A 24546-nucleotide genomic window follows, 5' to 3' on the forward strand; every position below is an offset into this window, starting at 1 on the left:
CCTGACCGCACGGGGTATCCGTGCCGTACTACGTCTTACGGTGTCGCCCCGGCCTCACCGGCCACGGCTTCGCGCAGTGCCGCCGCGTCAAGCGCTCCGGCGGACCGAAGGGCCCGGGGGAGCGCTCTGCGGCGGACCGCCTGGTCGAGGCAGACCACGGCGGGGTGCACGTAGGCACCCCGGCCGGGCAGCGTACCGCGAGGATCGGGGACGCATTCGTCCTCGACCGCCACGATGCGCAGCAGATCGCTCTTGGCCGCTCGCTCCCGACACCCCACACAGGTGCGTTCGGGGCATGCGCGGGCTTGCGTCCGGCCAGACACGCTTAAGTCTACCTCCCCGCACCGACCTCACCCCTTCGGGCGAAAAATCGAACGGATATCGTTGTGATTCGCGTGGGTCCCGGAGGATCCACAGGTCAGGGACCCCGACCTGCGGGGTCCCTGTCTACCGGCCGAAAACCACCGACCGGTAGTGGTTTATTCCCCGCGCCGGTCCGAGTGACGGTCCGCGCCGCGGTCGTCGCCGCCGCGGTCCCGGTCCCCACCGCGGTCCCGGTCCCCACCGCGGTCGCGGTCGCCGTCCCGGTCCGAGGGGTCCTCGGTGTCCGGGCGGATGTCGATGCGCCAGCCGGTGAGCCGCGCGGCGAGGCGGGCGTTCTGGCCCTCCTTGCCGATGGCCAGCGAGAGCTGGTAGTCGGGCACGGTCACCCGGGCGGAGCGGGAGTCCCAGTCGACGACCTCGACCTTGCTCACCCGGGCGGGCGACAGGGCGTTGGCGACCATCTCCGCGGGGTCGTCCGACCAGTCGACGATGTCGATCTTCTCACCGTGCAGCTCGGCCATCACGTTGCGCACGCGGCTGCCCATCGGGCCGATGCAGGCGCCCTTCGGGTTCAGGCCCGAGCGCGTGGACCGTACGGCGATCTTGGTGCGGTGGCCGGCCTCGCGGGCGATCGCCGAGATCTCGACGCTGCCGTCGGCAATCTCCGGGACCTCCAGGGCGAACAGCTTCTTCACCAGGTTGGGGTGGGTCCGCGAGAGGGTCACGGACGGGCCGCGGACACCCTTCGCGACGCGCACCACGTACGCCTTCAGGCGCAGCCCGTGGGTGTACTCCTCGCCGGGGACCTGCTCCTGCACCGGCAGGATGGCCTCCAGCTTGCCGATGTCGACGAGGACGTTCTTGGGGTCCTTGCCCTGCTGGACGACGCCGGTGATGACGTCACCCTCGCGGCCGAGGAACTCGCCGAAGGTCAGGTCGTCCTCGGCGTCGCGCAGACGCTGGAGGATCACCTGCTTGGCGGTCGTCGCGGCGATCCGGCCGAAGTCCGACGGCGTGTCGTCGAACTCCTTGGGCTCCTGGCCCTCTTCGAGATCCTTCGGGTCTTCCGTCGCCCACACGACCACGTGACCGTTGGTGCGGTCGAGCACGACGCGGGCGCGGCGGAAGCTGCCCTCGGTGCGGTGGTACGCGATGAGGAGGGCCGACTCGATCGCCTCGACGAGCAGGTCGAAGGAGATCTCCTTCTCCCGGACCAGACCCCGTAGGGCACTCATGTCGATGTCCACGACTACGCCTCCTCTTCCTTCTTGTCCTTGCGGTTGAACTCGATCTCGACACGCGCCTTGACGATGTCGGTGAACGCGATGCGGCGGGTGGTCGCCTTGCGGCCCTTCACACCCGGTACTTCGAGGTCCATGCCCTCGTCGTCGACGTCGAGGATGCGGGCGATCAGTTCCCCGCTCTCGGTCGACTGGAACTTCACGAGACGGCCGATCGCCCGGATGTAGTGACGGTGCTCGGTCAGCGGGCGGTCCGCGCCCGGCGAGCTCACCTCGAGGACGTACTCGTCCTCGCCCATCACGTCGCTCTCGTCGAGCAGATCGGAGACTTCGCGGCTCAGCTCGGCACAGGCGTCCAGTTCCACACCCTCATCGGAGTCCACGATGATCCGCAGCATCCGGCGCTTGCCCGCCTTGGACGTCTCGATGTCTTCGAGGTCCAGGCCCTTGGCGGCGACCAGCGGCTCCAACAGTCCGCGCAGCCTGTCGCTCTGGGTGGTGCTCATCCGGGTGACTCCTCGGCCGCGTGTGCTGTTGTGGTTTTCTGTCGCGTGTCAGGTCAAAGGGTATCCGGTCGCGGAGGGTGTTGCCGTCAGTGCTCCGGCACGGGCCCCGGGTACCTTGATCACACCCGCCCCGCCGTCACCTCCGGAGGACGTCACCGTGCCCTGGACCACGCCCCGCCCGCCGTCCGCACCCGCGCGGACCTCGGGGTTCGCGGAGTCGGCGGAGCCCGCCGGTCCCCCGCACCCCTCCCGCCCTTCGGCCCTTTCGCGCCGCAGCCTGCTCGTCACGGCCGTCGGCGCGACCGGGGTCACGCTGCTCGGCGGGTGCTCGGGCGGCGACGACGCGTCCGGTGCGGACACCGAGGTCTCACTCGAACGGCGGATGCGGGAGGGTGCCGTTCGTGACAGCGAGATTCTGCTGGAACGTTACGACAGCACCATCGCCGCCCATCCGGACCTGGCCGGGCGGCTCGCCCCGCTGCGGGCCTCCGTCGCGGCGCACCCCGCGGCCCTGTCGTTCGCCGAGCCCGGACAGCCGGGCGAACGGCGGGCCTCCCCCTCGCCGTCCGCCTCGGCGACGGCCACGCCCTCACGGTCCGGCGAGCCGGTCCCGCCCAAGGCCGCCGACGCGCTGGCCGCGCTCGCGGACGCCGAGCGGGGCCTGTCCGAGACCCGGACCGTCGCGCTGGCCGGCGCCCCCGGGGAGCTGGCCCGGTTGCTGGCCTCGGTGGCGGCCTGCGGCGCGGTCCACGCGTACCTGCTGACCTCGAACCCGGGAGCCCGCCCGTGAAGCCCGAGCCCTCCTCGACGACCCGCCCGCTGGAGGCCGCGCAGGCCGCGCTGGCCGCCGAGCACGCGGCCGCGTACGCCTACGGGGTGATCGGCGCGCGCATCGCCGCGGCCCGGGCGCCCGAGGCCCGCGAGGCGTACGGACAGCACCTCGCGCGCCGTGACTCGCTCGCCCGCACCGTGCGTGACCTGGGCGGATCCCCCCGCCCGTCGGAGGCCGCGTACGCCCTGCCGTTCGAGCTGCGCACCCCGGCGGACGCCGAGCGGCTCGCCGGTGACGTCGAGGACCGGGTGGCCGGGGCCTATTCCGACCTGGTGCGGGCCGCCGACGGCCCGTTGCGCCGTGAGGCGGCCGACGCGCTGAGCGCCGCGGCGGTCCGGGCGGCACGCTGGCGTGGGGTCGGCGTAGCCTTCCCTGGGCTCACGGAACGCTCGAAGCGAGCCCGGACCAGCTGAAAGGGATCACGCACGCATGGCTTTCGAACCGCCGCAGCGGCTGGTGCGGGCGCTCGGCGAGACGCCGGGGACGACGCGGGACACGGAGTGGCTGGGGCGGCTGCCCCTGCTGACCGAGGAGGCGCTGACCCGGCGTGAGGTGTCCGCCCAGCGGGTCCAGGCCCCGGGCGGACGCAGCAGCCTGGTGGTCCTCGTCCGGTACGCCGACGGGACCCCGGCCGCGCTGAAGCTGGCGCCCCCCGGGGCGCGGCCCGACCGGGAGCTGGCGGCGCTCGCCCACTGGGGCGGGTTCGGGTCCGTACGGGTCCTGGACTCGCGGCACCACGAGGAGGACGGCGCGCTGCTCCTGGAGCGGCTGCACCCGGAGGTCTCGCTGCGCTCGCTGCCCGAGGCGAAGGCGCTGCTGGAGGCCTCGGGCACGCTGCGGCGGCTGTGGGTGGCCCCGGGGGCCGATCACAAGTGGGAGACGGTCGCACAGCGCACGGAGCGGCAGGCCGAGGCGTTGCGGAAGGCCCCCGCGGAGGTCGAGGCGCTCGCCGCGACGGCCCTCGCGCTCCGTGAGGAGCTGACGGCGGCGCCGGGCGAGGAGCTGCTGCTGCACGGGAACTTCCGGCAGGGCAAGGTGCTGGCCGGTGAGCGGGCGCCGTGGCTGACGGTGGGTCCCGACCCGGTGGTGGGCGAGCGGGCCTACGATCTCGCGCGGCTGGTCAGGGACCGGCTGGAGGACCAGGTGGCCTCCTCGACGGGGGCGTCGGGCGCCCGCCGGCGGGTGAACAAGCTGGCCGACGCGTTGGACGTGGACCGGGAACGGTTGCGGGGCTGGACGGTCTTCCGCGCGGTGGAGTCGGGGAACCGGGCGCTGGTCGCGGGTCGGCGTCGGGACGCGGAGCTGTTGTTGGAGTTCGCGGCCTGGTTGTAGGGCATACCGTACATAGGTGCATATGTACGGCAGGGGGCCGTCATGGTCGAAGAACTGCTGACAGCGGCGATCGCCGCCGGCGTCGGAGTCACGGTGTACCTGGGCGTCGCCGCCCGGGTGGTGAAGCAGTACGAACGGGGCGTGGTGTTCCGGCTGGGCCGGCTCCGCAAGGGCGTCCGGGGTCCCGGCTTCACCTTCGTCGTCCCGGGTGTGGACAAGCTGCGCAAGGTGAACATGCAGATCGTGACGATGCCGGTGCCGGCCCAGGAGGGCATCACCCGGGACAACGTCACCGTGCGGGTGGACGCGGTCGTCTACTTCAAGGTGATCGACGCCGCCGACGCGATCATCGAGGTCGAGGACTACCGCTTCGCGGTCTCGCAGATGGCCCAGACCTCGCTGCGGTCGATCATCGGCAAGTCGGACCTGGACGATCTGCTGTCCAACCGGGAGCAGCTGAACCAGGGCCTGGAGCTGATGATCGACAGCCCGGCGGTGGGTTGGGGCGTCCAGATCGACCGGGTCGAGATCAAGGACGTGTCGCTGCCGGAGACCATGAAGCGGTCGATGGCGCGACAGGCCGAGGCGGACCGCGAGCGGCGGGCGCGCATCATCAACGCGGACGCGGAACTCCAGGCGTCGAGGAAGCTGGCCGAGGCGGCCGAGGTCATGTCGGAGCAGCCGGCCGCGCTGCAACTGCGGCTCCTGCAGACGGTGGTGGCGGTGGCGGCGGAGAAGAACTCCACGCTGGTCCTGCCGTTCCCGGTGGAGCTCCTGCGCTTCCTCGAACGGGCGGCGCCCGCCCCCGGGCCCGCCGCCCCGCCGAGCGCGGACCCGGCCGCGACGCAGGCCGCGCCGCCGGGCGCGACGCAGGCCGTGCCACCGCGCATCGCGCCGGCCCCGGACGCCGACGCGCCCCCGGCCCTCGACCCGCCCGCGGCCCGGGCTCCGGCCCCGGCGGACGACACGGACGAGGGCAAGGGCGAGGCCGAGGACGGGTAGCCGGGGCGCGGGCCGTCCGCCGGGGCCGCGCGCCCCGGCGGGGTCGTCACGTCAGACGGGCCAGCGCCTGCGCCAGCGGGAGTTCCTCGCGGGTGCCGTCCAGGCGGTTCTGGAGTTCGACCACGGATTCGGCCGAGCGCCGCCCGGCGACCAGGATCCACGGCACGCCGATCAGCTCCGCGTCGGTGAGCTTGACCCCGGGCGACAGGCCGGGCCGGTCGTCCAGGAGGACCCGTCGGCCCGCCGCGGCCAGCGCCTCGGCGGCTTCCGCGGCCAGCGCCAGCGGTACGGCCTTGCCCGCCGCGACCACGTGGACGTCGGCCGGGGCCACCTCGGCGGGCCAGCACAACCCCCGTTCGTCCGCAGTCTGTTCGGCGAGCGCCGCGACCGCCCGGGAGACGCCGATCCCGTACGAGCCCATGGTGACCCGGACCGGCTTGCCCTCCTTGCCGAGCACGTCGAGCCCGAAGGCGTCCGCGTACTTGCGGCCCAGTTGGAAGATGTGGCCGATCTCGATCGCGCGGTCCAGGCGGAGGCCGGCGCCGCAGAGCGGGCAGGGGTCGCCGGGGGCGACGACCACCACGTCGAGGTACTGGTCCACCTCGAAGTCCCGTCCGCAGACCACGTTCCGGGCGTGCGTGTCGGGCTTGTTGGCACCGGTGACCCATGAAGTGCCGGGCGCGACACGGGGGTCGGCCAGGTAGCGGACCTTGCCAAGGCCCTGCGGGCCCACGTAGCCGCGTACCAGGTCGGGCCGGTCGACGAAGTCCTCGGCCGTCACCAACTCCACGACGGCCGGAGCGAGATGCTCGCCGAGCTTCCCGAGGTCCACCTCGCGGTCGCCCGGTACGCCGACGGCCACGATCTCGCCGTCCACCTTCACGAGGAGGTTCTTCAGCGTCGCCGAGGCGGGCACGCCCAGGTGTGCGGCCAGCGTCTCGATGGTGGGGGTGTCGGGGGTGGGGATCTCCTCCAACGGCCCGTGCTCACCGGCCACCGGCGTCAGGGCGAAGGTCACCGCCTCCGTGTTGGCCGCGTAGTCGCAGGACGGACAGTCGGCGAAGGTGTCCTCGCCCGCCTCGGCCGGCGCGAGGAACTCCTCGGACGCGGAGCCGCCCATCGCTCCCGACACCGCCGACACGATCCGGTGCTCCAGCCCGAGCCGCTCGAAGATCCGTCGGTAGGCGGCGCGGTGGAGGGCGTATGACTCGGCCAGGCCCTCGTCGCTCACGTCGAAGGAGTACGAGTCCTTCATCTGGAACTCGCGGCCGCGCAGCACGCCGGAGCGCGGCCTGGCCTCGTCCCGGTACTTGGTCTGGATCTGGTAGAGCATGACCGGCAGGTCCTTGTAGGACGTGCACTGGTCCTTCACGAGCAGGGTGAAGATCTCCTCGTGGGTGGGGCCGAGGAGGTAGTCCGCGCCCTTGCGGTCCTTGAGGCGGAAGAGCAGGTCGCCGTACTCCGACCAGCGGCCGCTGACCTCGTAGGGCTCCTTGGGCAGCAGCGCCGGGAGGAGGACCTCCTGGGCGCCGATCGCGTCCATCTCCTCGCGGACGACGCGCGAGACGTTGTCCAGGACCCGCTTGCCGAGCGGCAGCCAGGTCCACACCCCGGCGGAACTGCGCCGGACGTAGCCGGCGCGGACCAGCATGCGGTGACTGAGGGTCTCCGCGTCCGCCGGGTCCTCGCGGAGGGTCTTGGCCATGAGGCGGGACATGCGCTGCACGTGTTGCGTTGACATGACGGGAGGCTATCGGGGACGGGCCCGCGACCCGAATCGAATTCAGCGCCGGCGCAGGGGCAGCGGGGCGCCCATGACGGCGTACGGCAGACGCGCGCTGGGGAAGTGCACCTGGCGGGCGAGGTCCGTGTAGCCGAGGGCCCGGTAGAGGCCGCGGGCGGGGCTCTCGGTGTCGATGGCGGAGAGGATCGAGCGGGGCTCGGCGGCGGTGTCGGTGATGCGGGTGATCAGGGCGCGACCGACGCCGCGGCCCTGGAACCCGGGGTGCACGTGGAGTTCGGTGATGACGAAGGAGTGGTCGAGCCAGCCGTCGTGGCCGCCGGCGCGCAGGTGCGGTTCGACGACGGTGGACCACCAGTGGTCGCGGTCGTTGGGCATGCCGTACACGAATCCGGCGAGCACGCCGTCGTCGGTGAACGCCCCCAGGGCGCGGGCGCCCCGGCAGTCCATGTGGCGCTGGACGATGTAACGCCGGATGCCGACCTCGTCGTCGCTGAGCCCGAACGCGACGGCTTGTACGCGCAGGGCCTCGTCCACGCGGGCGGCGAGGTCGAGGGCGGCGATGCGGAGTCCGGCGGGCCGGTCGGGGTCGTCGCCCTCGGAGGTAGGCAGCATGCCGTGACCTTACTCGGGGGTACCGGCGAGGGATACGAGGCCCTCTCGGCCGGCTCCCCGCTCCGGCGGCGCCGAGCGCCCGGGTGCAGCGGGGCGGACCGTTTCGCCGGGGCGGGCCGGCGGGGTCGGAAGGGGGGTCAGAAGAGCACGCTCATGAACGCGCCGACCTCGCGGAAGCCCACGCGGCGGTAGGACGCCCGGGCGGCGGTGTTGAAGTCGTTGACGTACAGGCTGACCACGGGGGCCACGTCGCGCAGCGCGTACGCGACGACGGCGGCCATGCCGCTCTCGGAGTGCCCTCGGCCGCGGAACTCGGGGTCGACCCAGACGCCCTGGATCTGGCAGGCGCGGGGGGTGGCGGCGCCGATCTCCGCCTTGAAGACGACCTTGCCGTCCTCGACGCGGGCGAAGGAGCGGCCGGAGCCGACGAGTTCGGCGACCCGGGCCTGGTAGAGCAGGCCGCCGTCCCCGGCGAGCGGGGAGATGCCGACCTCCTCGGTGAACATCGCCACGCAGGCGGGCATGATCAGGTCCAGTTCGTCCTTGCGGATCCGGCGGACCAGGGGGTCCGCCCTGACGTCGCTCGACGGCTGTTCGATGACCATGAGGGGTTGGCGGGAGCGGACGTCCCGGGCGGGGCCCCAGCTGGGCTCCAGGAGCTGCCACAAGAGCCGGGTGGCCTCGGCCGGGCCGACGATGGAGGAGCAGCGGCGGCCGGTGCGGCGGGCCCGGTCGGCGAAGGCGCGTACGGCGTCGGGTCCGGCGCAGACGGGGACCAGGTTGGCGCCCGCGTAGCAGAGGGCCTGGAGCTCGCCGCCGGCGTACCAACCCCACATCTCGCCGCCGAGGCGCCACGGGTCGAGCCCGGCGACCTGGACGCGCGAGGTGACGAACGCGTTCTCGACGGGGTCGCGGCCCAGGACGGCGAGAGCGGCGTCGAGATCACCGGGCTCAAGGACCCGGGTGGTGGTCTGCGTCAACACTGGGGCCTCACCATGCAAGTCTGCTGATCCCCGAACTGTACCCGGCGTCGCATGAGGATGCCTGGTCCCACAGGTCACGAAAAAGCCCCGGCCCCACCCGCGAGCTGCGGGAACGGGCCGGGGCCGGAGCCGTGTCGGCGGGGTCGGCGGGGTCGCTCAGACGCCGATGGCGACGGTGGGCTCGCCGGACGGGATGCCGTCCCGCTCCATCTGCTCGGCGATCTTCAGGGCTTCTTCGATGAGGGTCTCCACGATCTTCGACTCGGGGACGGTCTTGATGACCTCGCCCTTCACGAAGATCTGGCCCTTGCCGTTGCCGGAGGCGACGCCCAGGTCGGCCTCGCGGGCCTCGCCGGGGCCGTTGACGACGCAGCCCATGACCGCGACGCGCAGCGGCACCTCCATGCCCTCCAGGCCCGCCGTGACCTCTTCGGCCAGCTTGTAGACGTCCACCTGCGCGCGCCCGCAGGACGGGCAGGAGACGATCTCCAGGCGGCGGGGCTTGAGGTTCAGGGACTCCAGGATCTGGTTGCCGACCTTGATCTCCTCGACCGGCGGGGCGGAGAGGGAGACGCGGATGGTGTCGCCGATGCCCTCGGAGAGCAGGGCGCCGAAGGCGACGGCGGACTTGATGGTGCCCTGGAAGGCGGGGCCGGCCTCGGTGACGCCGAGGTGCAGCGGGTAGTCGCAGGCGGCCGCGAGCTGGCGGTAGGCGTTGACCATGACGACCGGGTCGTTGTGCTTGACGGAGATCTTGATGTCCCCGAAGCCGTGCTCCTCGAAGAGGGAGGCCTCCCACAGCGCGGACTCGACCAGCGCCTCGGGGGTGGCCTTGCCGTACTTCTTGAGCAGTCGGGCGTCGAGCGAGCCCGCGTTGACGCCGATCCGGATCGGGGTGCCCGCGGCCTTGGCGGCGTGCGCGATCTCCTTGACCTTGTCGTCGAACTGCTTGATGTTGCCGGGGTTGACGCGGACGGCGGCGCAGCCGGCGTCGATCGCGGCGAACACGTACTTCGGCTGGAAGTGGATGTCGGCGATCACCGGGATCTGCGACTTCTTCGCGATCACGGCGAGCGCGTCGGCGTCGTCCTGCGTGGGGCAGGCCACCCGGACGATGTTGCAGCCAGAGGCGGTGAGCTCGGCGATCTGCTGGAGGGTGGCGCCGATGTCGGAGGTCCGCGTCGTGGTCATCGACTGCACCGAAATGGGTGCGTCTCCACCGACGGCCACGGAACCGACCTGGATCTTGCGACTGACCCGTCGGACGGCGAGCTTCGTCGGCACGGACGGCATTCCGAGAGAGATGGCAGTCATCTGCTGTGCAACCCCAAGGTGTGGATCAAGGTCCCGAGATCGGCGGGCTCCAGCCTTCGAGATTACGCCAATCCGGGCGGGACCCGCGCATCGCCGGGGGTGTACCACCCGAACGCGAAGGGCCGGGCACGATGTGTGCCCGGCCCCCTACGCATGGTCGTACGACTTTCGCATGAGCGGTCGATCCGAAGGTCGGACCGGCCGCGTCAGGTGATCTTGATCGGGTTCACCACGTCCGCCACGAGCACCAGCAGGGTGAAGCAGACGAAGACTCCCGCGACCACGTAGGCCAGTGGCATCAGCCGCGCCACGTCGAACGGACCGGGGTCCGGCCGACGGAAGACGCGGGCCACGTTGCGCCGTACCGACTCCCACAGGGCGCCCGCGATGTGGCCGCCGTCGAGCGGCAGCAGCGGCAGCATGTTGAACAGGAACAGCGACAGGTTGAAACCGGCCACCAGGTTCAGGAAGATCACCAGGATGTGCGTGGGCGGCAGGTCCAGGGTGAAGATCTCGCCGCTGACCCGGGCGGCGCCCACGATGCCCATCGGGCCGTTCACGTCGCGCTCGGCTCCGTTGAAGACGGAGTTCCACAGCGCCGGGATCTTGGACGGCAGCGCGACCAGGGACTCGACCCCGGACTCCATCATGTCGCCCATGCGGGAGACGGCCTGCGGGAAGGTCTGCTCCACGTAGCCGCTGGCCGGGGCGAAGCCGAGGAAGCCCGCGGTGACGTACTCGTCCTTGACGTACTCGCCGCGGCCGTCGGTCTTGGCGACGGTGTTCTCGATCAGGTTGGGCTTCAGGTCGACAAGCCGGCCCGCGCGCTCCACGGTGACGGTGGCCGGGCCGATGGTGGCGCGGATGTTCTTCTGGAGCGCCGACCAGTCGTCGACCTTCCTGCCGTTGAACGCGACGATCCTGTCGCCCTGTTGCAGGCCCGCGGCCTTGGCGGGGGCCACCGGGTCCCCGGCCGCGCACTTGTCGCGCTTCTCGCTCTGCTGGAGCACGCAGTCGGACACGCTGCTGACCACGGTGGTCTGGGTGTTCACGCCGAAGGCCATCAGCGTGGCCAGGAAGATCGCCACGGCCAGGACCAGGTTCATGAACGGCCCCGCGAACATCACGATCACGCGCTTCCACGGCTTGCGCGTGTAGAACAGCCGCGTCTCGTCGCCGGGCTGTAGCTCCTCGTACGCGGCCGAGCGCGCGTCCTCGATCATCGAGCGGAACGGCGACGTCGAGCGGGCGGTGACCTTGCCGTCCTCGCCGGGCGGGAACATCCCGATCATGCGGATGTAGCCGCCCATCGGGATGGCCTTGATCCCGTACTCCGTGTCGCCCTTCCTCCGCGACCAGATGGTCCGGCCGAAGCCGACCATGTACTGGGGCACGCGGATGCCGAACATCTTGGCCGTGGAGAGGTGGCCGAGCTCGTGCCAGGCGATGGAGACCAGCAGGCCGACCACGAAGACGACCACACCGATCAAGGTCAGCAGTATCGTCATGCGCTCGCCTCCACGGCGGCGCGTGCCGCCATCTCCCGTGCCCGGGCCCTGGCCCAGGTCTCCGCTTCAAGGACGTCCCGGACGGTCAGGGAAGTTCCCGCCTCCGGCGTTCCGTGCTCATCGACCACAGCGGAGACCGTATCCATGATTGCTGTGAACGGCAGCCGACCGGCCAGGAAGGCGTCCACGCACTCCTCGTTCGCCGCATTGAACACGGCCGGGGCGGTGCCGCCCAGGGCGCCCACGTGGCGGGCCAGTCCCACCGACGGGAAGGCCTCGGTGTCCAGGGGGAAGAACTCCCAGCTCGACGCCTTGGTCCAGTCGAACGCCGGGGCCGCGTGGGGGATCCGCTGCGGCCAGCCGAGACCGATCGCGATCGGGCCGCGCATGTCCGGCGGGGTGGCCTGGGCCAGGGTGGAGCCGTCCGTGAACTCGACCATCGAGTGGACGTAGGACTGCGGGTGGACGACGACCTCGATGCGGTCGAAGGGGATGTCGTAGAGCAGGTGCGCCTCGATGACCTCCAGCCCCTTGTTGACCAGGGTCGCCGAGTTGATGGTGATGACCGGGCCCATGGCCCAGGTGGGGTGCGCCAGCGCGTCCTGGACGGTGACGTCGGCCAGCTCGGCGCGGGTGCGGCCGCGGAAGGGACCGCCGGAGGCGGTGACCACGAGCTTGCGCACATCGGCCCGGGTGCCGGCGGCGAGCGCCTGGAACAGCGCCGCGTGCTCGGAGTCCACCGGGATGATCTGGCCGGGCTTCGCCAGCGCCTTGACCAGCGGGCCGCCGACGATCAGCGACTCCTTGTTGGCCAGGGCCAGGGTCCGCCCGGCCCGCAGGGCAGCGAGCGTGGGCGCGAGACCGATGGAGCCGGTGATGCCGTTGAGCACGGTGTGACAGGCGGAGGCGGCGAGTTCGCTCGCCGCGTCGGGACCGGCGAGGATCTCGGGCAGCGGCTCGGCACCGCCGTACTGGGCGCTCAGCGCCTCTTTCAGGGCCGGTACGGAATCCTCGTCGGCCACGGCGACCGCGGCGACCCGCAGCAGCCGGGCCTGCTCGGCCAGCAGCGCGACGCGCCCGCCGGCGGCGGACAGCGCGGTCACCCGGAACCGGTCCGGGTTGCGCAGGGCGAGGTCGATGGCCTGGGTCCCGATGGACCCCGTGGACCCGAGGATGACGATGTCCCGGCGGCCGACCGCGGGGTCGAAGAGGAGGTGCGGATCGGCGAGGGGGGCTGGGCTGTCGCTCATGCTCCCATTGTTGCCGCAACTCAGGAGCGGTTGGACACGGAGTCCCCTTGAATCACACCGGCCAACAGCTCCGGCAGCGTCCCGGCGAAGTCGGGGAGCGCCCGGGCGGCCCGCCACCAGGCGTCCGCGTCCGCGCCGAGGGCCTGGGCGAACAGCCGGTCCGCTTCGGCGCGGGCCGAGTGGACGGCCTCCGGACGGTCGTGGCGGTCGGGATGGTCGATGTCACCGAGCCACTGGTCCTCGTCCAGGGCCCAGCAGGCGGGCACCTTGTGGCGGATCACGTCGGCCCCCGTGAGCAGGCCCCGGTCCAGGCAGTTGCGGACCCACCTGATGTCCTCGCTGACCTGCTCCATCGGCACGGCCAGACTGACCAGGGCCAGTTCGCGTTCCACCCCGCCGACCGGTTCGGGGCCGGTGTGGACGCCGGCGGGCGGGGTCTCCTGCGCGGCCACCACCGCGACCAGTTCGGGCAGCGTGCCGCCGAAGCCGACCGCCCGTCGGCTCAGCGCCGGCCACCAGCGCGGGTCGTCGCCCAGGGCGGGCCGCAGCACCCGCCGCACGGCGGACCGGATCTCGGCCTGTTCGGGCACGTTCCAGCGGAGTCCGCCCGGCCCGGCGGCCAGGTCCGCCAGGAGCAGGGCGCGCCGGGCGGGAGCCACCCGGGAGACGAGCTCGTCGCAGGTCAGCAGGCCCATTCGGACGGCCCGTACGGCGGGTCGGTACCAGCGGCGCCCGTACGTCTCCCCCGGCGCGCCGCCGAGCAGCGCGACGGACACCTCCGGGGGCAGGCCGCCGACCAGGAGCAGCGCCTCGATCGCTCCCGGCGGCAACGGGTCGCGGGCGTGCCGGGCGCGCAGCAGTTCGGGGTCGAGGGTGTGCGGCAGCCGCAGCAGGGTCAGGGGGAGCCGGGGGCGGGCGCCGTGCGCGCGCAGCAGCCCGATCAGTTCGTCGGTGTCCAGCGGGCCGGGGCCGATGCCGAGCGCCGCGAGCAGTTCCGGGCCGGGGGCGGGGCGGGCCGCGTACCGCGCGGGTCCGGGCAGGCCCGGCAGCGGGCGTCCGAACACGCGCGGGTTGCGGGCGACGGTCCGCCGGTCCTCGTCGGTGCCGTGGCGCAGCACGAGCGTGACGAGGGAGGCGGGCAGGTACTCGTCGCGGAGCAGGTACTTGCGGGTGGTGTCGTCCAACCGGCCCGTCAGGTCGGCGATGACGGGGTCGGGCGCGTGGCGCAGCAGGTGCGCCACGCACCAGGCCAGCCGTCGGCTGTGACGGTCGTCCTCGGCCATCGCCATCGTTCCCGTCCGCCTCGTGCTCGTGCCGGTGCTCGTACGTCCTGCTCGTGCGGGCCGGTCGCGCGGATCGCTCCTCGTCTCTCGTGCCCACCTTGATCCTCGCAGGTCAGCGCAGCGGACGGTGGACGTTCTTCCGGGCGGAGGGGCCCGGGGTGGCGTCGGCGATCCAGGGGCCGTCGCCCGAGGGGTCGAGGATGCCCTCCTCCAACCAGGTGTAGGTGCCGGACAGCACCCCGGCGACGACCTTGCCGTCGAGGTCGTCGGTGTTGGACCAGAGCCGGCCGAAGAGTTCCTCGACGCGGATCCGGGACTGCCGGCAGAAGGCGTCGGCGAGTTGGTAGGCCTCGCGGCCGTGGTCGCCGGTGGCGCGCAGGTGCTCGGCCCGCACGCAGGCCGCGCTCATCGCGAAGAGTTCGGCGCCGATGTCGACGATCCGGCCGAGGAAGCCCTGCTTCGTCTCCATCCGCCCCTGCCAGCGGGACATGGCGTAGAACGTCGATCGGGCGAGTTTGCGGGAGGTCCGCTCGACATAACGCAGGTGGGTGGCGAGGTCGGGGTGGCCGCCGGGGTGGAACTCGCGGTAGGTGCCCGGCACCTGGCCGGCCCCGGTGGCCAGTCGGGGCAGCCAGCGCGCGTAGAATCCGGCCGCGCGGGCGCCGGCCTTCGCCTTGTCGCCGAGGTCCTTCTCGGGGTCGATGAGGTCGCCGGCCACCGACAGGTGGGCGTCCACCGCCTCCCGCGCGATCAGCAGGTGCATGATCTCGGTCGAACCCTCGAAGATCCGGTTGATGCGCAGGTCGCGCAGCATCTGTTCGGCGGGGACGGCGCGCTCGCCGCGGGCGGCCAGCGACTCGGCGGTCTCGAAGCCGCGCCCGCCTCGGATCTGGACGAGTTCGTCGGCCATCAGGCAGGCCATCTCGGAGCCGTAGAGCTTCGCGAGGGCGGCCTCGATGCGGATGTCGTTGCGGTCCTCGTCGGCCATCTGGGAGGCGAGGTCGACCACGGCCTCCAGGGCGAAGGTGGTGGCGGCGATGAAGGCGATCTTGGCGCCGACCGCCTCGTGCCGGGCCACCGGCCGGCCCCATTGCTCGCGCACGCCCGACCACTCGCGGGCGATCTTCAGACACCACTTGCCGGCGCCGACGCACATGGCGGGCAGCGAGAGGCGTCCGGTGTTCAGGGTGGTGAGCGCGATCTTCAGGCCGGCGCCCTCGGCGCCGATCCGCTGCGCCGCGGGGACCCGTACCTGGTGGAAGCGGGTGACGCCGTTCTCCAGTCCGCGCAGGCCCATGAAGGCGTTGCGGTGCTCGACGGTGATGCCGGGCGAGTCCGCCTCGACCACGAAGGCGGTGATCCCGCCCCGGTGGTTCTCGCTCTTCGGTACCCGGGCCATGACGACGAGCAGGTCCGCGACCACCCCGTTGGTGGTCCAGAGTTTCACCCCGTCGAGGAGGTACTCCTCGCCGCTCTCGTCCGGTACCGCCGTGGTCGCCAGGCGCGCCGGGTCGGAGCCCACGTCGGGCTCGGTGAGCAGGAAGGCGCTGATGGCGGTGGTGGCGCAGCGGGGCAGGTAGGTGTCCTTCTGCTCCTGGGTGCCGAACATCTTGAGCGGCTGGGGGACGCCGATCGACTGGTGGGCGGAGAGCAGGGCGCCGATGGCCGGGCTGACCGAACCGACCAGGGCGAGCGCCTTGTTGTAGTACACCTGGGTGAGGCCGAGGCCCCCGTACTTGGGGTCGATCTTCATCCCGAGGGCGCCGAGGTCCTTGAGCCCGCGCACGGTCTCGTCGGGGATCCTCGCCTCGCGTTCGATGCGGGCCCCGTCGATCTCGGTCTCGCAGAACTGCCGCAGCCGGGCCAGGAAGGCCTCACCGCGCCGGACGTCCTCGTCGGCGGGCAGCGGATGGGGGTGGATCAGGTCGAGCCGGAACCGCCCGAGGAAGAGTTCCTTGGCGAAGCTGGGCTTGCGCCAGTCCTGTTCCCGGGCCGCTTCCGCGACCTGTCGTGCCTCGCGCTCGGTCACCTTGGGCTGGGTGCCGCTGGGCTGTGTTGCGGACATGAGAGGGGACTCACCTCGCCGCCGAAGTCGGTTGACTTTCCGGATGCCGGTCGGTGCTACCTGGTGAGTGGTACCCGTTTCGGGCGCCCTGAAAAGGGGCGTCCGGCCGGGTGGGCGAAAAGGGGACGGCCGGAGCCCCCGCACAGTAGGCTCCGGCCGTCGGCTCGTGGCCGTACGAGTCGGTCAGATGTCGAGGCCCGTGAGGACCAGGACCCGCTCGTACGTGTAGTCGTCCATGGCGTAGCGGACGCCCTCGCGACCGACACCGGACTGCTTGACGCCGCCGTACGGCATCTGGTCGGCGCGGTAGGACGGCGCGTCGCCGACGATCACACCGCCGACCTCCAGCTCGCGGTGCGCGCGGAACGCGACCTGGATGTCACGGGTGAAGACACCGGTCTGCAGACCGAACTTCGAGTCGTTGACGGCCGCGAAGGCCTCGTCGACCCCGTCGACCTTCTGCAGCGTGAGGACCGGCCCGAAGACCTCCTCGACGGCGAGCGTGACGCCGGCCGGCAGGTCGGCGACGACGGTGGGCTCGTACGAGGCACCCTCGCGCTTGCCGCCCGTGAGCAGCTTGGCGCCGGCGGACACGGCCTCGTCCACCCAGGACTCGACGCGCTTGGCGGCGGCCTCGGAGACGAGGGGGCCGACGTCGGTGGCGGAGTCGGACGGGTCACCGGTGACCTGGGCGCGGACCTTGGCGACGACCTTCTCGACGAGGCGGTCGTACACGGTGGCGTCGGCGATCACGCGCTGCACCGAGATGCAGGACTGGCCGGCCTGGTAGTTCGAGAAGGTCGCGATACGGGTCGCGGCCCAGTCGATGTCGGCCTCGGAGGACCAGTCGGCGAGGACGACGGCCGCGGCGTTGCCGCCGAGCTCCAGGGTGCAGTGCTTGTGGGGCACCGACTGCTGGATGGCGTAGCCGACCGTGTCGGAGCCGGTGAAGGAGATGACGGGCAGGCGCTCGTCCTTGACCAGGGCGGGCATCTTGTCGTTCGCCACGGGCAGGACGGACCAGGAGCCGACCGGCAGGTCCGTCTCGGCGAGCAGTTCGCCGAGGATCAGGCCGGAGAGCGGGGTGGCCGGGGCCGGCTTCAGGATGATCGGCGCGCCGACGGCGATGGCGGGGGCCACCTTGTGGGCGCACAGGTTCAGCGGGAAGTTGAACGGCGCGATGCCGAGCACGGGACCCTTGACGAAGCGGCGGGTCAGCGCGAGCCGGCCGACGCCACCGGCGTCGGTGTCGAGGCGCTGGGCCTCTCCCCCGTTGAAGCGGCGGGCTTCCTCGGCGGCGAAACGGAACACGGACACCGCACGGCCGACCTCACCGCGGGCCCACTTGATGGGCTTGCCGTTCTCGGCGGAGATCAGCTGGGCGATCTCCTCGGTGCGCTCGGCGAGCCGCTTGGACACGTGGTCCAGGGCGGCGGCCCGTACGTGGGCGGGCGTCGCGGAGAACTCCGCCGTCACGGCGTGCGCCGCGGCCACGGCCTCTTCGACCTGCGCGTCGGTGGGCACGCTGACGGAGGCGACCAGCCGACCGTCCCACGGGGAGTGGACGTCGAAGCTGTCCTCGCCGGTGGCCAGGCGGCCGGCGAGCCAGAAGGCGTGGGTGGAAGTCATGCGAATCCCGGCCCTTCGGAGTTGTGCGGTGGGGTCCTTGTCCCCACCACCGTAGGACTCCGCGGAGGATTCGTTGTTTGTCCGGCATGGAGTACACGGAACGCGGCCCGCGCCGCTTTGTCAGTGTCGGGGCCTTTCGTGGGGGCCGGGGCGGGGGCGGGCCGGGGCCATGGGGCCGGGCCGGGGGTGGGGCCGGGGCTATGGGGCCGTCGAGGCGGCCTTGAGGGCGAGCCAGAGTTCCATCCGGACGTCCGGGTCGTCCAGGGAGCGGCCGAGGATCTCCTCCACCCGCTTCATCCGGTACCGCAGCGTGTGCCGGTGCACGCCCAGGTCCACCGCCGCCGCGTCCCACTGGCCGTGCCGGGAGAGCCAGGCCTGCAGCGAGGCCACCAGGTCGCCGCGCCCCTTCTCGTCGTGCTCCCTCAGGGCCCGCAGCGTGCCGTCCGCGAAGGCCCGTACCGCGTCGTCGGCGAGCAGCGGCAGGACCGACCCCGCCGCCAGGTCCTCGTGCTCCACCATCGCCCGGCCGCGCCGGCGGGCCACGGCGAGGGCCTGGTCCGCCTGCTTGAAGGCCGCCGCCACGCCGGCGGGTCCGGCCGTGCCCGACAGCCCGATCACCAGTTCGTCCGGCTCCGGCCCGGTCGTGTCCCGGCCGCGCCGCGCCTCCAGCAGTTCCGCGTGCTCCGCGCACGCCCGGGCCGCGGAACCCGCCTCGGCCGCCAGAACCACCAACCGCCCCTCCTCGGGCACCACCAGCAGCGCCTCGCCGGTACGGGCCGCCGCGGACTCGACCGCGTCGGCCAGCTGCGCGAGACCTTCCGGTTGGGCCGTCCCCGTCAGGGCCGGCTCGGCGACGACGATCCGGAACGGCGCCTCCAGGAGCGCCCCGTACAGGTCCCCGGCGACGGCCAGCGCGTGCTCCGCCTCGCCGACCATCAGCATCCGCAGCACCGCGGCCCCCAGCCGGGACTCCGCCTCGTGCAGGGACCGCGACCGCTCGGTGGTGAGCGTCAACAGGGCCACCGCCGAGTGCACGGCGTACCGCTCCGCCGTGCCCAGCGGGGCGCCGGTGCCCACCGCGAGCGCGCCCCGCGCGCGTCGGCCCGTACCCAGCGACTGGAGTTCGACCCGGTCGTCGGAGCCGCCCACGACCGCGCTCGCGGGCGCCGGCCGTTCCCGCAGCCGCTCCACGTCCGGGGTCAGCCGGGCCGCCCGGCGGGCCGCCCAGTCGGGAGCCGCCGCGACCACCGCGCCCGAGGTGTCGTACAGCGCGGCCCAGCCGTGCACGTGCGCCGCCAGCCTCGTCAGGAGTTCGGCGGGTCCGTCGGCCGACAGGGCGGCGCGGGTCAGTTCCCGCTGCGCCTCGAATCCGGCCGTCACGGCCCGGTACTGGTCGGCCGCGAGGGCCGCGGAGACGGCCTTGCTGATGGCGAGGAACGGGGTGCGGCGCGGCACCTCCAACAGCGGCAGGTCCTGCGCCGCGGCCGCCTCGACCAGGGCCTGCGGGATGGCCTCGTAGTTGACGCCGATCGCGAAGCCGATGCCGACGACCCCGGCGGCCGCGAGCCTGCGCACGTACCGCCGCATCTCCTCGGGGTCCTCGGCGTCCAGCTTCATCGCGGTGATCAGCAGCAGTTCACCGCCCTCCATGTAGGGCACGGGGTCGGCGAGCTCGCTGACGTGGGCCCAGCGCACGGGCGTGTCGAGGCGGTCCTCCCCCGCCCGGACGCTGAGCTTGAGCGCCGAGTGCTGGACGAGCGAGGCGAGGGTGAGCGGCATCGGGTACCAGCGGCCTTAGACGGAGGAGGAGTGGGGCGGTGACGGTGCCGGGGCGCGGAGCGAGGGTGTGGCGCCGTGTCGGACGGGTGTCGGACGGGTGTCGGACGGCTGCCGGGGGGGGTGCCGGACGGGTGTCGGACGGGGAGCATTTCACCGTGTCGAGCGAGGGGTATTTCGCCGTGCCGTATGAACGACTCCCCTCGATTCTGCCACCTCGTACGGGTCCGCTCAGCTCGATCCCGCCAGCCTGACCAGCAGGGGCGCGGCCCGCTCCCCCCGGACCGAGGTCAGCGAGAGCACGGCGTGGTCCGGCGGCACCGCGTGCGCCAGGTCGGACGCCGACCAGCGCTCGCGCTCCACCTGCCGCACGGTCACCGCGTCCGTGGTCACGGCCTTGCCGGTGACCAGCTTGCGGAAGGCGTGGATGGCCCGGGTCAGCGGCTGGTCCGCGAAGACCGTCCGATGGGTGACGTCGCGCGTCTCCACCCACTCCGTGCCCCAGGCCTCCGCGAACCGCTTCCCGTCCCAGGTGGTGACCCCGGAGAAGGCCATCCGACAACCCACCGCGCCCAGCAGCGGGGTCCGCAACCCGTCCGGCACGTCGTCGAGGGTACGCAGCGTCAACAGCACCCCCGCGTTCGCCGACCTCAGCCGCTGCACGCCGCGCACGGTCTCCGGGGTCAGCGTGTGCGAGGCGTCGTCGAAGGCCAGGAACGCGAAGAGCGAACGATCGGCGCGGGCCGCGACGGAGGCGTTGAACTGGGCGAGCAGCAGCCGGGCCAGCATCCGCGACGCGCCGGCGTGCCCCCGCTCGGGAAGGTCCACCCGGACCCGGATCGGGTGCTCCAGCGCCCGCACCGAGAACGGCCGGCTCTGCCCCGACGTGTCGAAGAACCCGTGGAAGGCGGGCCGGTCCAGCAGCGCCAGCCGGTCGGCGAGCGCCGGAGCGGGGTCGCCCGGGGCGCCGCGCTGCCGGCTGCGGGCATCGAGCTCGCGCAGCATCGCCGGCTGCCCGGAGGCCTCCAGCACCCGGCGCAGCGCGTCCGGGGCGTCACCGACCGGGTCGAGGAGATCGCGCAGCTCCGGCACGGAGGGGAAGCGGTCGTAGGCGGCGTGGAACGGCCCGAGCACCTGGGCGAGCGCCGTCGCGGCGCGGCGCACGTCGACCCCGGGAACGTCCCCGACGAACGCCTCGGCGAGCAGGCCGGCCGCCTCGTCGGCGTCGGTGGCCCCGCCGTACAGGTCGAGGTCGTGGACGGATTCCGGATCGCCGATCCGGACCACGATGTCGTACGCCGCGTCCGGACCCAGCTGGGCGCCCGCCGAACCGACGGCGATGACGGCCGCCTGCCCGGCCAGCGCCTGGAGCGCCAGGGCCTCGACGACGGGGCGGACCAGGTGTCGGGTCTTGCCGGTGCCGGAGGGCCCGACGGCCACCAGCGAGGTGCCGAGCACCTCCGGATCGAGGGCGAGCGCGGTCCCGCGCCGGGCCCAGGGATTGCGCTCCCCGTCCTGCACCGTGCCGAGCAGCACCTGCCGCGCCAGCAGATCGTGCCGCGCGGCCCGCACGGGCAGGTCCCGCGCCCCGGAGGGGTGCACGCAGGCGGCGGCGCCGTTCTCCCGCACGGCGTCGGCGAAGGCCCGCGCGCGCGACGGGTCGACGCGCACGGACTCCCAGGCGCGGCGGATCCGTGCGTAGTCCACGTCGTTCATCCGCCCGGCCCCGATCTCCCCACCGAGCCGATCGGCCACCTCCCCGAGCCCGGCGGCACGCAACTCGTTGAAGGCGACGGGGTCGTCGGGGGCGGTGGGCGCCTCCGCAGCCGGGCGCTCCCGCTCCGCGTCCGAGCGGTCGACTGTCGCCGGCCTGCGGGCCAGGCGCGCGAAGAACACGATGACGGGCGCGCAGACGACCACGTAGACAAGATAGGAGGACACGGTCCTCATGCCCGGGCTCATGCTCTCCAGCGGCAAGTGCTCGCCGAACAACCCCAGGGCCGTCAGCGTTTTGGTCCAGATCAGCACGATCACGAACAGCGCCCCGAGCCCGGCCCCCACCACCCGGGCACGGACACCCCGTGCCGCGACGAGCCGGTCGAACGCCAACCCCCAGGAACCAAGTCTGCTGAACCACACGACGAGAGCGCCGGTCAGCAACAGCATGTACGCCTGCAGGGCGGCTGTACCCCTGCCGTCGACGGGGTTGCCGCCCAGCTCCCACCAGTCACGCGGCGTGAAGAGCTGCACCGGCACGGTGACGTAGGGGATGTACCCGTTGCTCAGCAGGGACCAGAGCAGCACGCAGGCAAGGAAGGAAATGACTGCGCCACTGAGCAGGGCGCGATCCGAGGCGGGTTCGACCTCCACGCCCTCCCGCGGCCGGTATCCGAAGCGCCAGACACCCGGCTCGGCCTTCGGGCGCGGGGTGCGCGCCCAGTCCGCCAGGGGAGCGCCGGCCGCGTCGTGGCGGGCCCCCGCCCCCGGCGCATGGGTCGGCTTCGGGGGAACTCCCGGCGGGCCCGCCGGTCTCGGCACGTGGTCCGCGCGGACCGTCTGTCCCTCGTACGCACCGTCGGTGTCCATGAACCCCTTGCCCCCTGCCCGTTCACTGCGCTGCGCTGCGCGCTCAATCTAGTGGCCGCGGGCGCCCCGGGGCCCGTACCCCGCCATGATCCACACGACACGCGCCGCAGCCCTCCTATGGCCGTCCCGGACAAGGACACGCGAGCACCACTCCCTAACGGAGCATGCAGGACCACCGCCCCCGGGCCTAGCCTGCGGACAAAGACACAAGTGCGTCCGAAAACACCCCCAGGATCCCCAGGAGCCCTCTATGACCGCTGTCCCGCAGGAGCGCCGCATCGTCACCGCGATCCCCGGCCCCAAGTCGCAGGAGCTGCAGGCGCGCCGTCTCGCGACGGTGGCCGGTGGCGTGGGCTCCGTGCTTCCCGTCTTCACGGCCCGCGCGGGCGGCGGCATCATCGAGGACATCGACGGCAACCGGATGATCGACTTCGGTTCCGGCATCGCCGTGACCTCGGTGGGTGCCTCCGCCGAGGCGGTCGTGCGCCGCGCCTCCGCGCAGCTCGCCGACTTCACCCACACCTGTTTCATGGTCACGCCGTACGAGGGTTACGTCGAGGTGTGCGAGGCCCTGGCCGAGCTGACCCCGGGCGACCACGCCAAGAAGTCCGCGCTGTTCAACTCCGGTGCCGAGGCCGTCGAGAACGCCGTCAAGATCGCCCGTTCGTACACCAAGCGTCAGGCCGTCGTCGTCTTCGACCACGGCTACCACGGCCGTACCAACCTGACGATGGCCCTGACCTCGAAGAACATGCCGTACAAGCAGGGCTTCGGTCCGTTCGCCCCCGAGGTCTACCGCGTCCCGGTCGCCTACGGCTACCGCTGGCCCACCGGCGCCGAGAACTGTGGCCCCGAGGCCGCCGCCCAGGCGATCGACCAGATCAGCAAGCAGATCGGCGCCGACAACGTCGCCGCGATCATCATCGAGCCGGTCCTCGGCGAGGGCGGCTTCATCGAGCCGGCCAAGGGCTTCCTGCCGGCCCTCGTGAAGTTCGCCAACGACAACGGCATCGTGTTCGTCGCCGACGAGATCCAGTCCGGCTTCTGCCGTACCGGCCAGTGGTTCGCGTGCGAGGACGAGGGCATCGTCCCCGACCTGATCACCACCGCCAAGGGCATCGCGGGCGGCCTGCCGCTCGCCGCCGTGACCGGCCGTGCCGAGATGATGGACTCCGTGCACGGCGGTGGCCTGGGTGGTACCTACGGCGGCAACCCGGTGGCGTGCGCCGGTGCGCTCGGTTCGATCGAGACCATGAAGGAGCTCGACCTCAACGCCGCGGCGAAGAAGATCGAGTCCGTCATGAAGACCCGCCTGACGGCCATGCAGGAGAAGTACGACATCATCGGCGACATCCGCGGCCGCGGCGCCATGATCGCGATCGAGCTCGTCAAGGACCCGGTCTCCAAGACCCCGTTCCCGGAGGCGGCCGGCGCGCTCGCCAAGGCCTGCCACGCCGAGGGCGTGCTCGTCCTCACCTGTGGCACCTACGGCAACGTGCTTCGTTTCCTCCCCCCGATCGTCATCGGCGAGGACCTCCTGAACGAGGGTCTGGACGTCATCGAGGCCGCGTTCGCGGGCATCTGAGCGATTGCCCGAACACAGTGACCCACCCCTACCGGCGGTAACGGTCGGACACTGTGAAGAACGTGTGGGGGGCCGATGGCGGGAGCGCGATCCCGCTGCCGGCCCCCTTCGGGTTGGCGTACGGTTTCTGCAGATGAGTGAGACACCCCGCTCACGGGAAACCGAGGGCGACACCAGTACCGGGCTTCCCCAGCGCCGTATTGGGCATGCGTTCGCGCACACTCCTCACCGATCGGACGGCCGTTCGCCCCAAACCCCCCGGGGCGCCCGGCAACCCGATCCGGGCGGCCGTCCCGGAACCATCCCCCCTGTTCCGGGACGGCCGGCCACTTCCCTCGCGCCCTTCGGCGCCCTCTGCGCGTTCTGCGCACTGCTCTTCGCCCTGATCACCTGGCAGGTCCTCGTCTCCGGGCCGCTGCTGGTGCCCGACGAGGAGTTCAGCCGCGCCGTCGTCCGCGCGGTCCCCGACCCGGTCACCGAACGCCTCTCGGACCTCGGCAACATCCCCGTCGCGCTGCCCGTCCTGGCGTTGGCGATGGCGTACGCCGCCTGGCGCGGCCGCCGCCCGGCCGCGCTGACGGCGGGGCTGGCCATGGTCACGGTTCCCGCGCTGATCGTGCCGCTCAAGGAGTGGACCGCCCGCCCGGGTCCCCTGGAGCCCTGGGCCGCCGGGTACTTCCCCTCCGGCCACACGGCCACCTCCCTGGTGGCGTACGTGGGCGCGGCCCTGCTGATCGCCCCGTACACGCGACGGCCCTGGCCGGTCCCCCTCTCGCTCGCCCTGGCCGCGCTGACGGCGGCGGGCCTGATCCTGCGGGGCTTCCACTGGCCGCTGGACGTGGTGGCCAGCGTTCTGATGTGCACGCCCCTGTTGCTCGTCGTCCGCCGAGTCGCGGGGCCCGGCGGCCGACGAGAGGGGGATCGGGAGACCGGTCGGGAAGGCGGGCGGGCGGGCTGAGCCCGGGCCGTGGGGG

Annotated in this window: 20 protein-coding genes; 6 read left to right on the forward strand and 14 right to left on the reverse strand. The window is 72.5% G+C overall.

What is annotated here, in order from left to right; genetic code table 11:
- Positions 1–35: 35 nt before the first annotated feature.
- From ACIRO3_RS00135 to rimP, 3 genes are all read right to left on the reverse strand, one after another.
- The gene (locus ACIRO3_RS00135; protein ID WP_404131216.1) at positions 36–323 is read right to left on the reverse strand and encodes a YlxR family protein; all 288 of its coding nucleotides are present in this window, start codon (positions 321–323) and stop codon (positions 36–38) included.
- Between the two features lie 156 nt (positions 324–479).
- Entirely contained in the window at positions 480–1571 is a 1092-nt protein-coding gene (nusA, locus tag ACIRO3_RS00140; protein WP_404131218.1) for a transcription termination factor NusA, read from the reverse strand.
- A 2-nt stretch (positions 1572–1573) separates the two neighbouring features.
- Positions 1574–2071: a ribosome maturation factor RimP gene (gene rimP / locus ACIRO3_RS00145; RefSeq protein WP_361771504.1), complete on the reverse strand. Its 498-nt coding sequence runs from the start codon at positions 2069–2071 to the stop codon at positions 1574–1576.
- A 157-nt stretch (positions 2072–2228) separates the two neighbouring features.
- On the opposite strand from rimP, the gene ACIRO3_RS00150 reads away from it, so the two are divergent.
- Genes ACIRO3_RS00150 through ACIRO3_RS00165 form a run of 4 tightly spaced genes read left to right on the forward strand, consistent with a single transcriptional unit; the run spans position 2229 to position 5237 of the window.
- On the forward strand, positions 2229–2861 hold the full coding sequence (locus tag ACIRO3_RS00150; RefSeq protein ID WP_404131220.1) for a hypothetical protein: 633 nt from the start codon (positions 2229–2231) through the stop codon (positions 2859–2861).
- Entirely contained in the window at positions 2858–3316 is a 459-nt protein-coding gene (locus tag ACIRO3_RS00155; RefSeq protein WP_361771502.1) for a ferritin-like domain-containing protein, read from the forward strand. The genes ACIRO3_RS00150 and ACIRO3_RS00155 overlap by 4 nt, the downstream gene beginning before the upstream one ends.
- A 16-nt stretch (positions 3317–3332) precedes the next feature.
- The gene (locus tag ACIRO3_RS00160) at positions 3333–4235 is read left to right on the forward strand and encodes an aminoglycoside phosphotransferase family protein (protein WP_365997994.1); all 903 of its coding nucleotides are present in this window, start codon (positions 3333–3335) and stop codon (positions 4233–4235) included.
- 42 nt (positions 4236–4277) lie between these two features.
- Positions 4278–5237, forward strand: coding sequence for a slipin family protein (locus ACIRO3_RS00165; RefSeq protein ID WP_404131223.1), 960 nt, complete (start codon positions 4278–4280; stop codon positions 5235–5237).
- A gap of 46 nt (positions 5238–5283) precedes the next feature.
- Here the strand turns inward: ACIRO3_RS00165 and ACIRO3_RS00170 are convergent, their stop codons facing one another.
- The 11 genes from ACIRO3_RS00170 to ACIRO3_RS00220 all read right to left on the reverse strand — a co-directional run bounded on the left by ACIRO3_RS00170 (position 5284) and on the right by ACIRO3_RS00220 (position 21987).
- Entirely contained in the window at positions 5284–6978 is a 1695-nt protein-coding gene (locus ACIRO3_RS00170; RefSeq protein ID WP_404131225.1) for a proline--tRNA ligase, read from the reverse strand.
- A 42-nt stretch (positions 6979–7020) separates the two neighbouring features.
- A complete protein-coding gene (locus tag ACIRO3_RS00175) occupies positions 7021–7593 on the reverse strand; it encodes a GNAT family N-acetyltransferase (protein WP_361771498.1) in 573 nt (190 codons plus the stop codon).
- A 137-nt stretch (positions 7594–7730) separates the two neighbouring features.
- The gene (locus ACIRO3_RS00180) at positions 7731–8576 is read right to left on the reverse strand and encodes a GNAT family N-acetyltransferase (RefSeq protein ID WP_404131227.1); all 846 of its coding nucleotides are present in this window, start codon (positions 8574–8576) and stop codon (positions 7731–7733) included.
- A 156-nt stretch (positions 8577–8732) separates the two neighbouring features.
- Complete coding sequence (ispG, locus tag ACIRO3_RS00185; RefSeq protein ID WP_361771496.1) at positions 8733–9890, reverse strand: flavodoxin-dependent (E)-4-hydroxy-3-methylbut-2-enyl-diphosphate synthase; 1158 nt, start codon at positions 9888–9890, stop codon at positions 8733–8735.
- A 206-nt stretch (positions 9891–10096) separates the two neighbouring features.
- Complete coding sequence (locus ACIRO3_RS00190; protein ID WP_404131230.1) at positions 10097–11398, reverse strand: M50 family metallopeptidase; 1302 nt, start codon at positions 11396–11398, stop codon at positions 10097–10099.
- Entirely contained in the window at positions 11395–12648 is a 1254-nt protein-coding gene (gene dxr / locus ACIRO3_RS00195; RefSeq protein ID WP_404131232.1) for a 1-deoxy-D-xylulose-5-phosphate reductoisomerase, read from the reverse strand. The genes ACIRO3_RS00190 and dxr overlap by 4 nt, the downstream gene beginning before the upstream one ends.
- A 20-nt stretch (positions 12649–12668) precedes the next feature.
- The gene (locus ACIRO3_RS00200) at positions 12669–13931 is read right to left on the reverse strand and encodes a hypothetical protein (RefSeq protein ID WP_404131234.1); all 1263 of its coding nucleotides are present in this window, start codon (positions 13929–13931) and stop codon (positions 12669–12671) included.
- A gap of 112 nt (positions 13932–14043) precedes the next feature.
- A complete protein-coding gene (locus tag ACIRO3_RS00205) occupies positions 14044–15996 on the reverse strand; it encodes an acyl-CoA dehydrogenase family protein (protein WP_404131236.1) in 1953 nt (650 codons plus the stop codon).
- Positions 15997–16179: 183 nt separating this feature from the next.
- The gene (locus ACIRO3_RS00210) at positions 16180–17625 is read right to left on the reverse strand and encodes an aldehyde dehydrogenase family protein (RefSeq protein WP_365997987.1); all 1446 of its coding nucleotides are present in this window, start codon (positions 17623–17625) and stop codon (positions 16180–16182) included.
- Positions 17626–17823: 198 nt separating this feature from the next.
- Complete coding sequence (locus ACIRO3_RS00215; protein WP_361771490.1) at positions 17824–19404, reverse strand: PucR family transcriptional regulator ligand-binding domain-containing protein; 1581 nt, start codon at positions 19402–19404, stop codon at positions 17824–17826.
- A 228-nt stretch (positions 19405–19632) separates the two neighbouring features.
- Entirely contained in the window at positions 19633–21987 is a 2355-nt protein-coding gene (locus ACIRO3_RS00220; RefSeq protein ID WP_404131238.1) for an ATP/GTP-binding protein, read from the reverse strand.
- Between the two features lie 250 nt (positions 21988–22237).
- Between ACIRO3_RS00220 and gabT the strand changes: the two genes are divergently transcribed.
- Together gabT and ACIRO3_RS00230 are read left to right on the forward strand one after the other, a co-directional pair.
- Positions 22238–23572 carry a 4-aminobutyrate--2-oxoglutarate transaminase gene (gabT, locus tag ACIRO3_RS00225; RefSeq protein ID WP_053675217.1) on the forward strand — a complete coding sequence of 445 codons (1335 nt, stop codon included), beginning with the start codon at positions 22238–22240 and terminating at the stop codon, positions 23570–23572.
- A 133-nt stretch (positions 23573–23705) separates the two neighbouring features.
- A complete protein-coding gene (locus ACIRO3_RS00230; protein ID WP_404131240.1) occupies positions 23706–24530 on the forward strand; it encodes a phosphatase PAP2 family protein in 825 nt (274 codons plus the stop codon).
- Positions 24531–24546 lie beyond the last annotated feature (16 nt).

Origin of the sequence: Streptomyces sp. NPDC102278, from assembly GCF_044766345.1 — a bacterium.
Classification (GTDB): domain Bacteria; phylum Actinomycetota; class Actinomycetes; order Streptomycetales; family Streptomycetaceae; genus Streptomyces.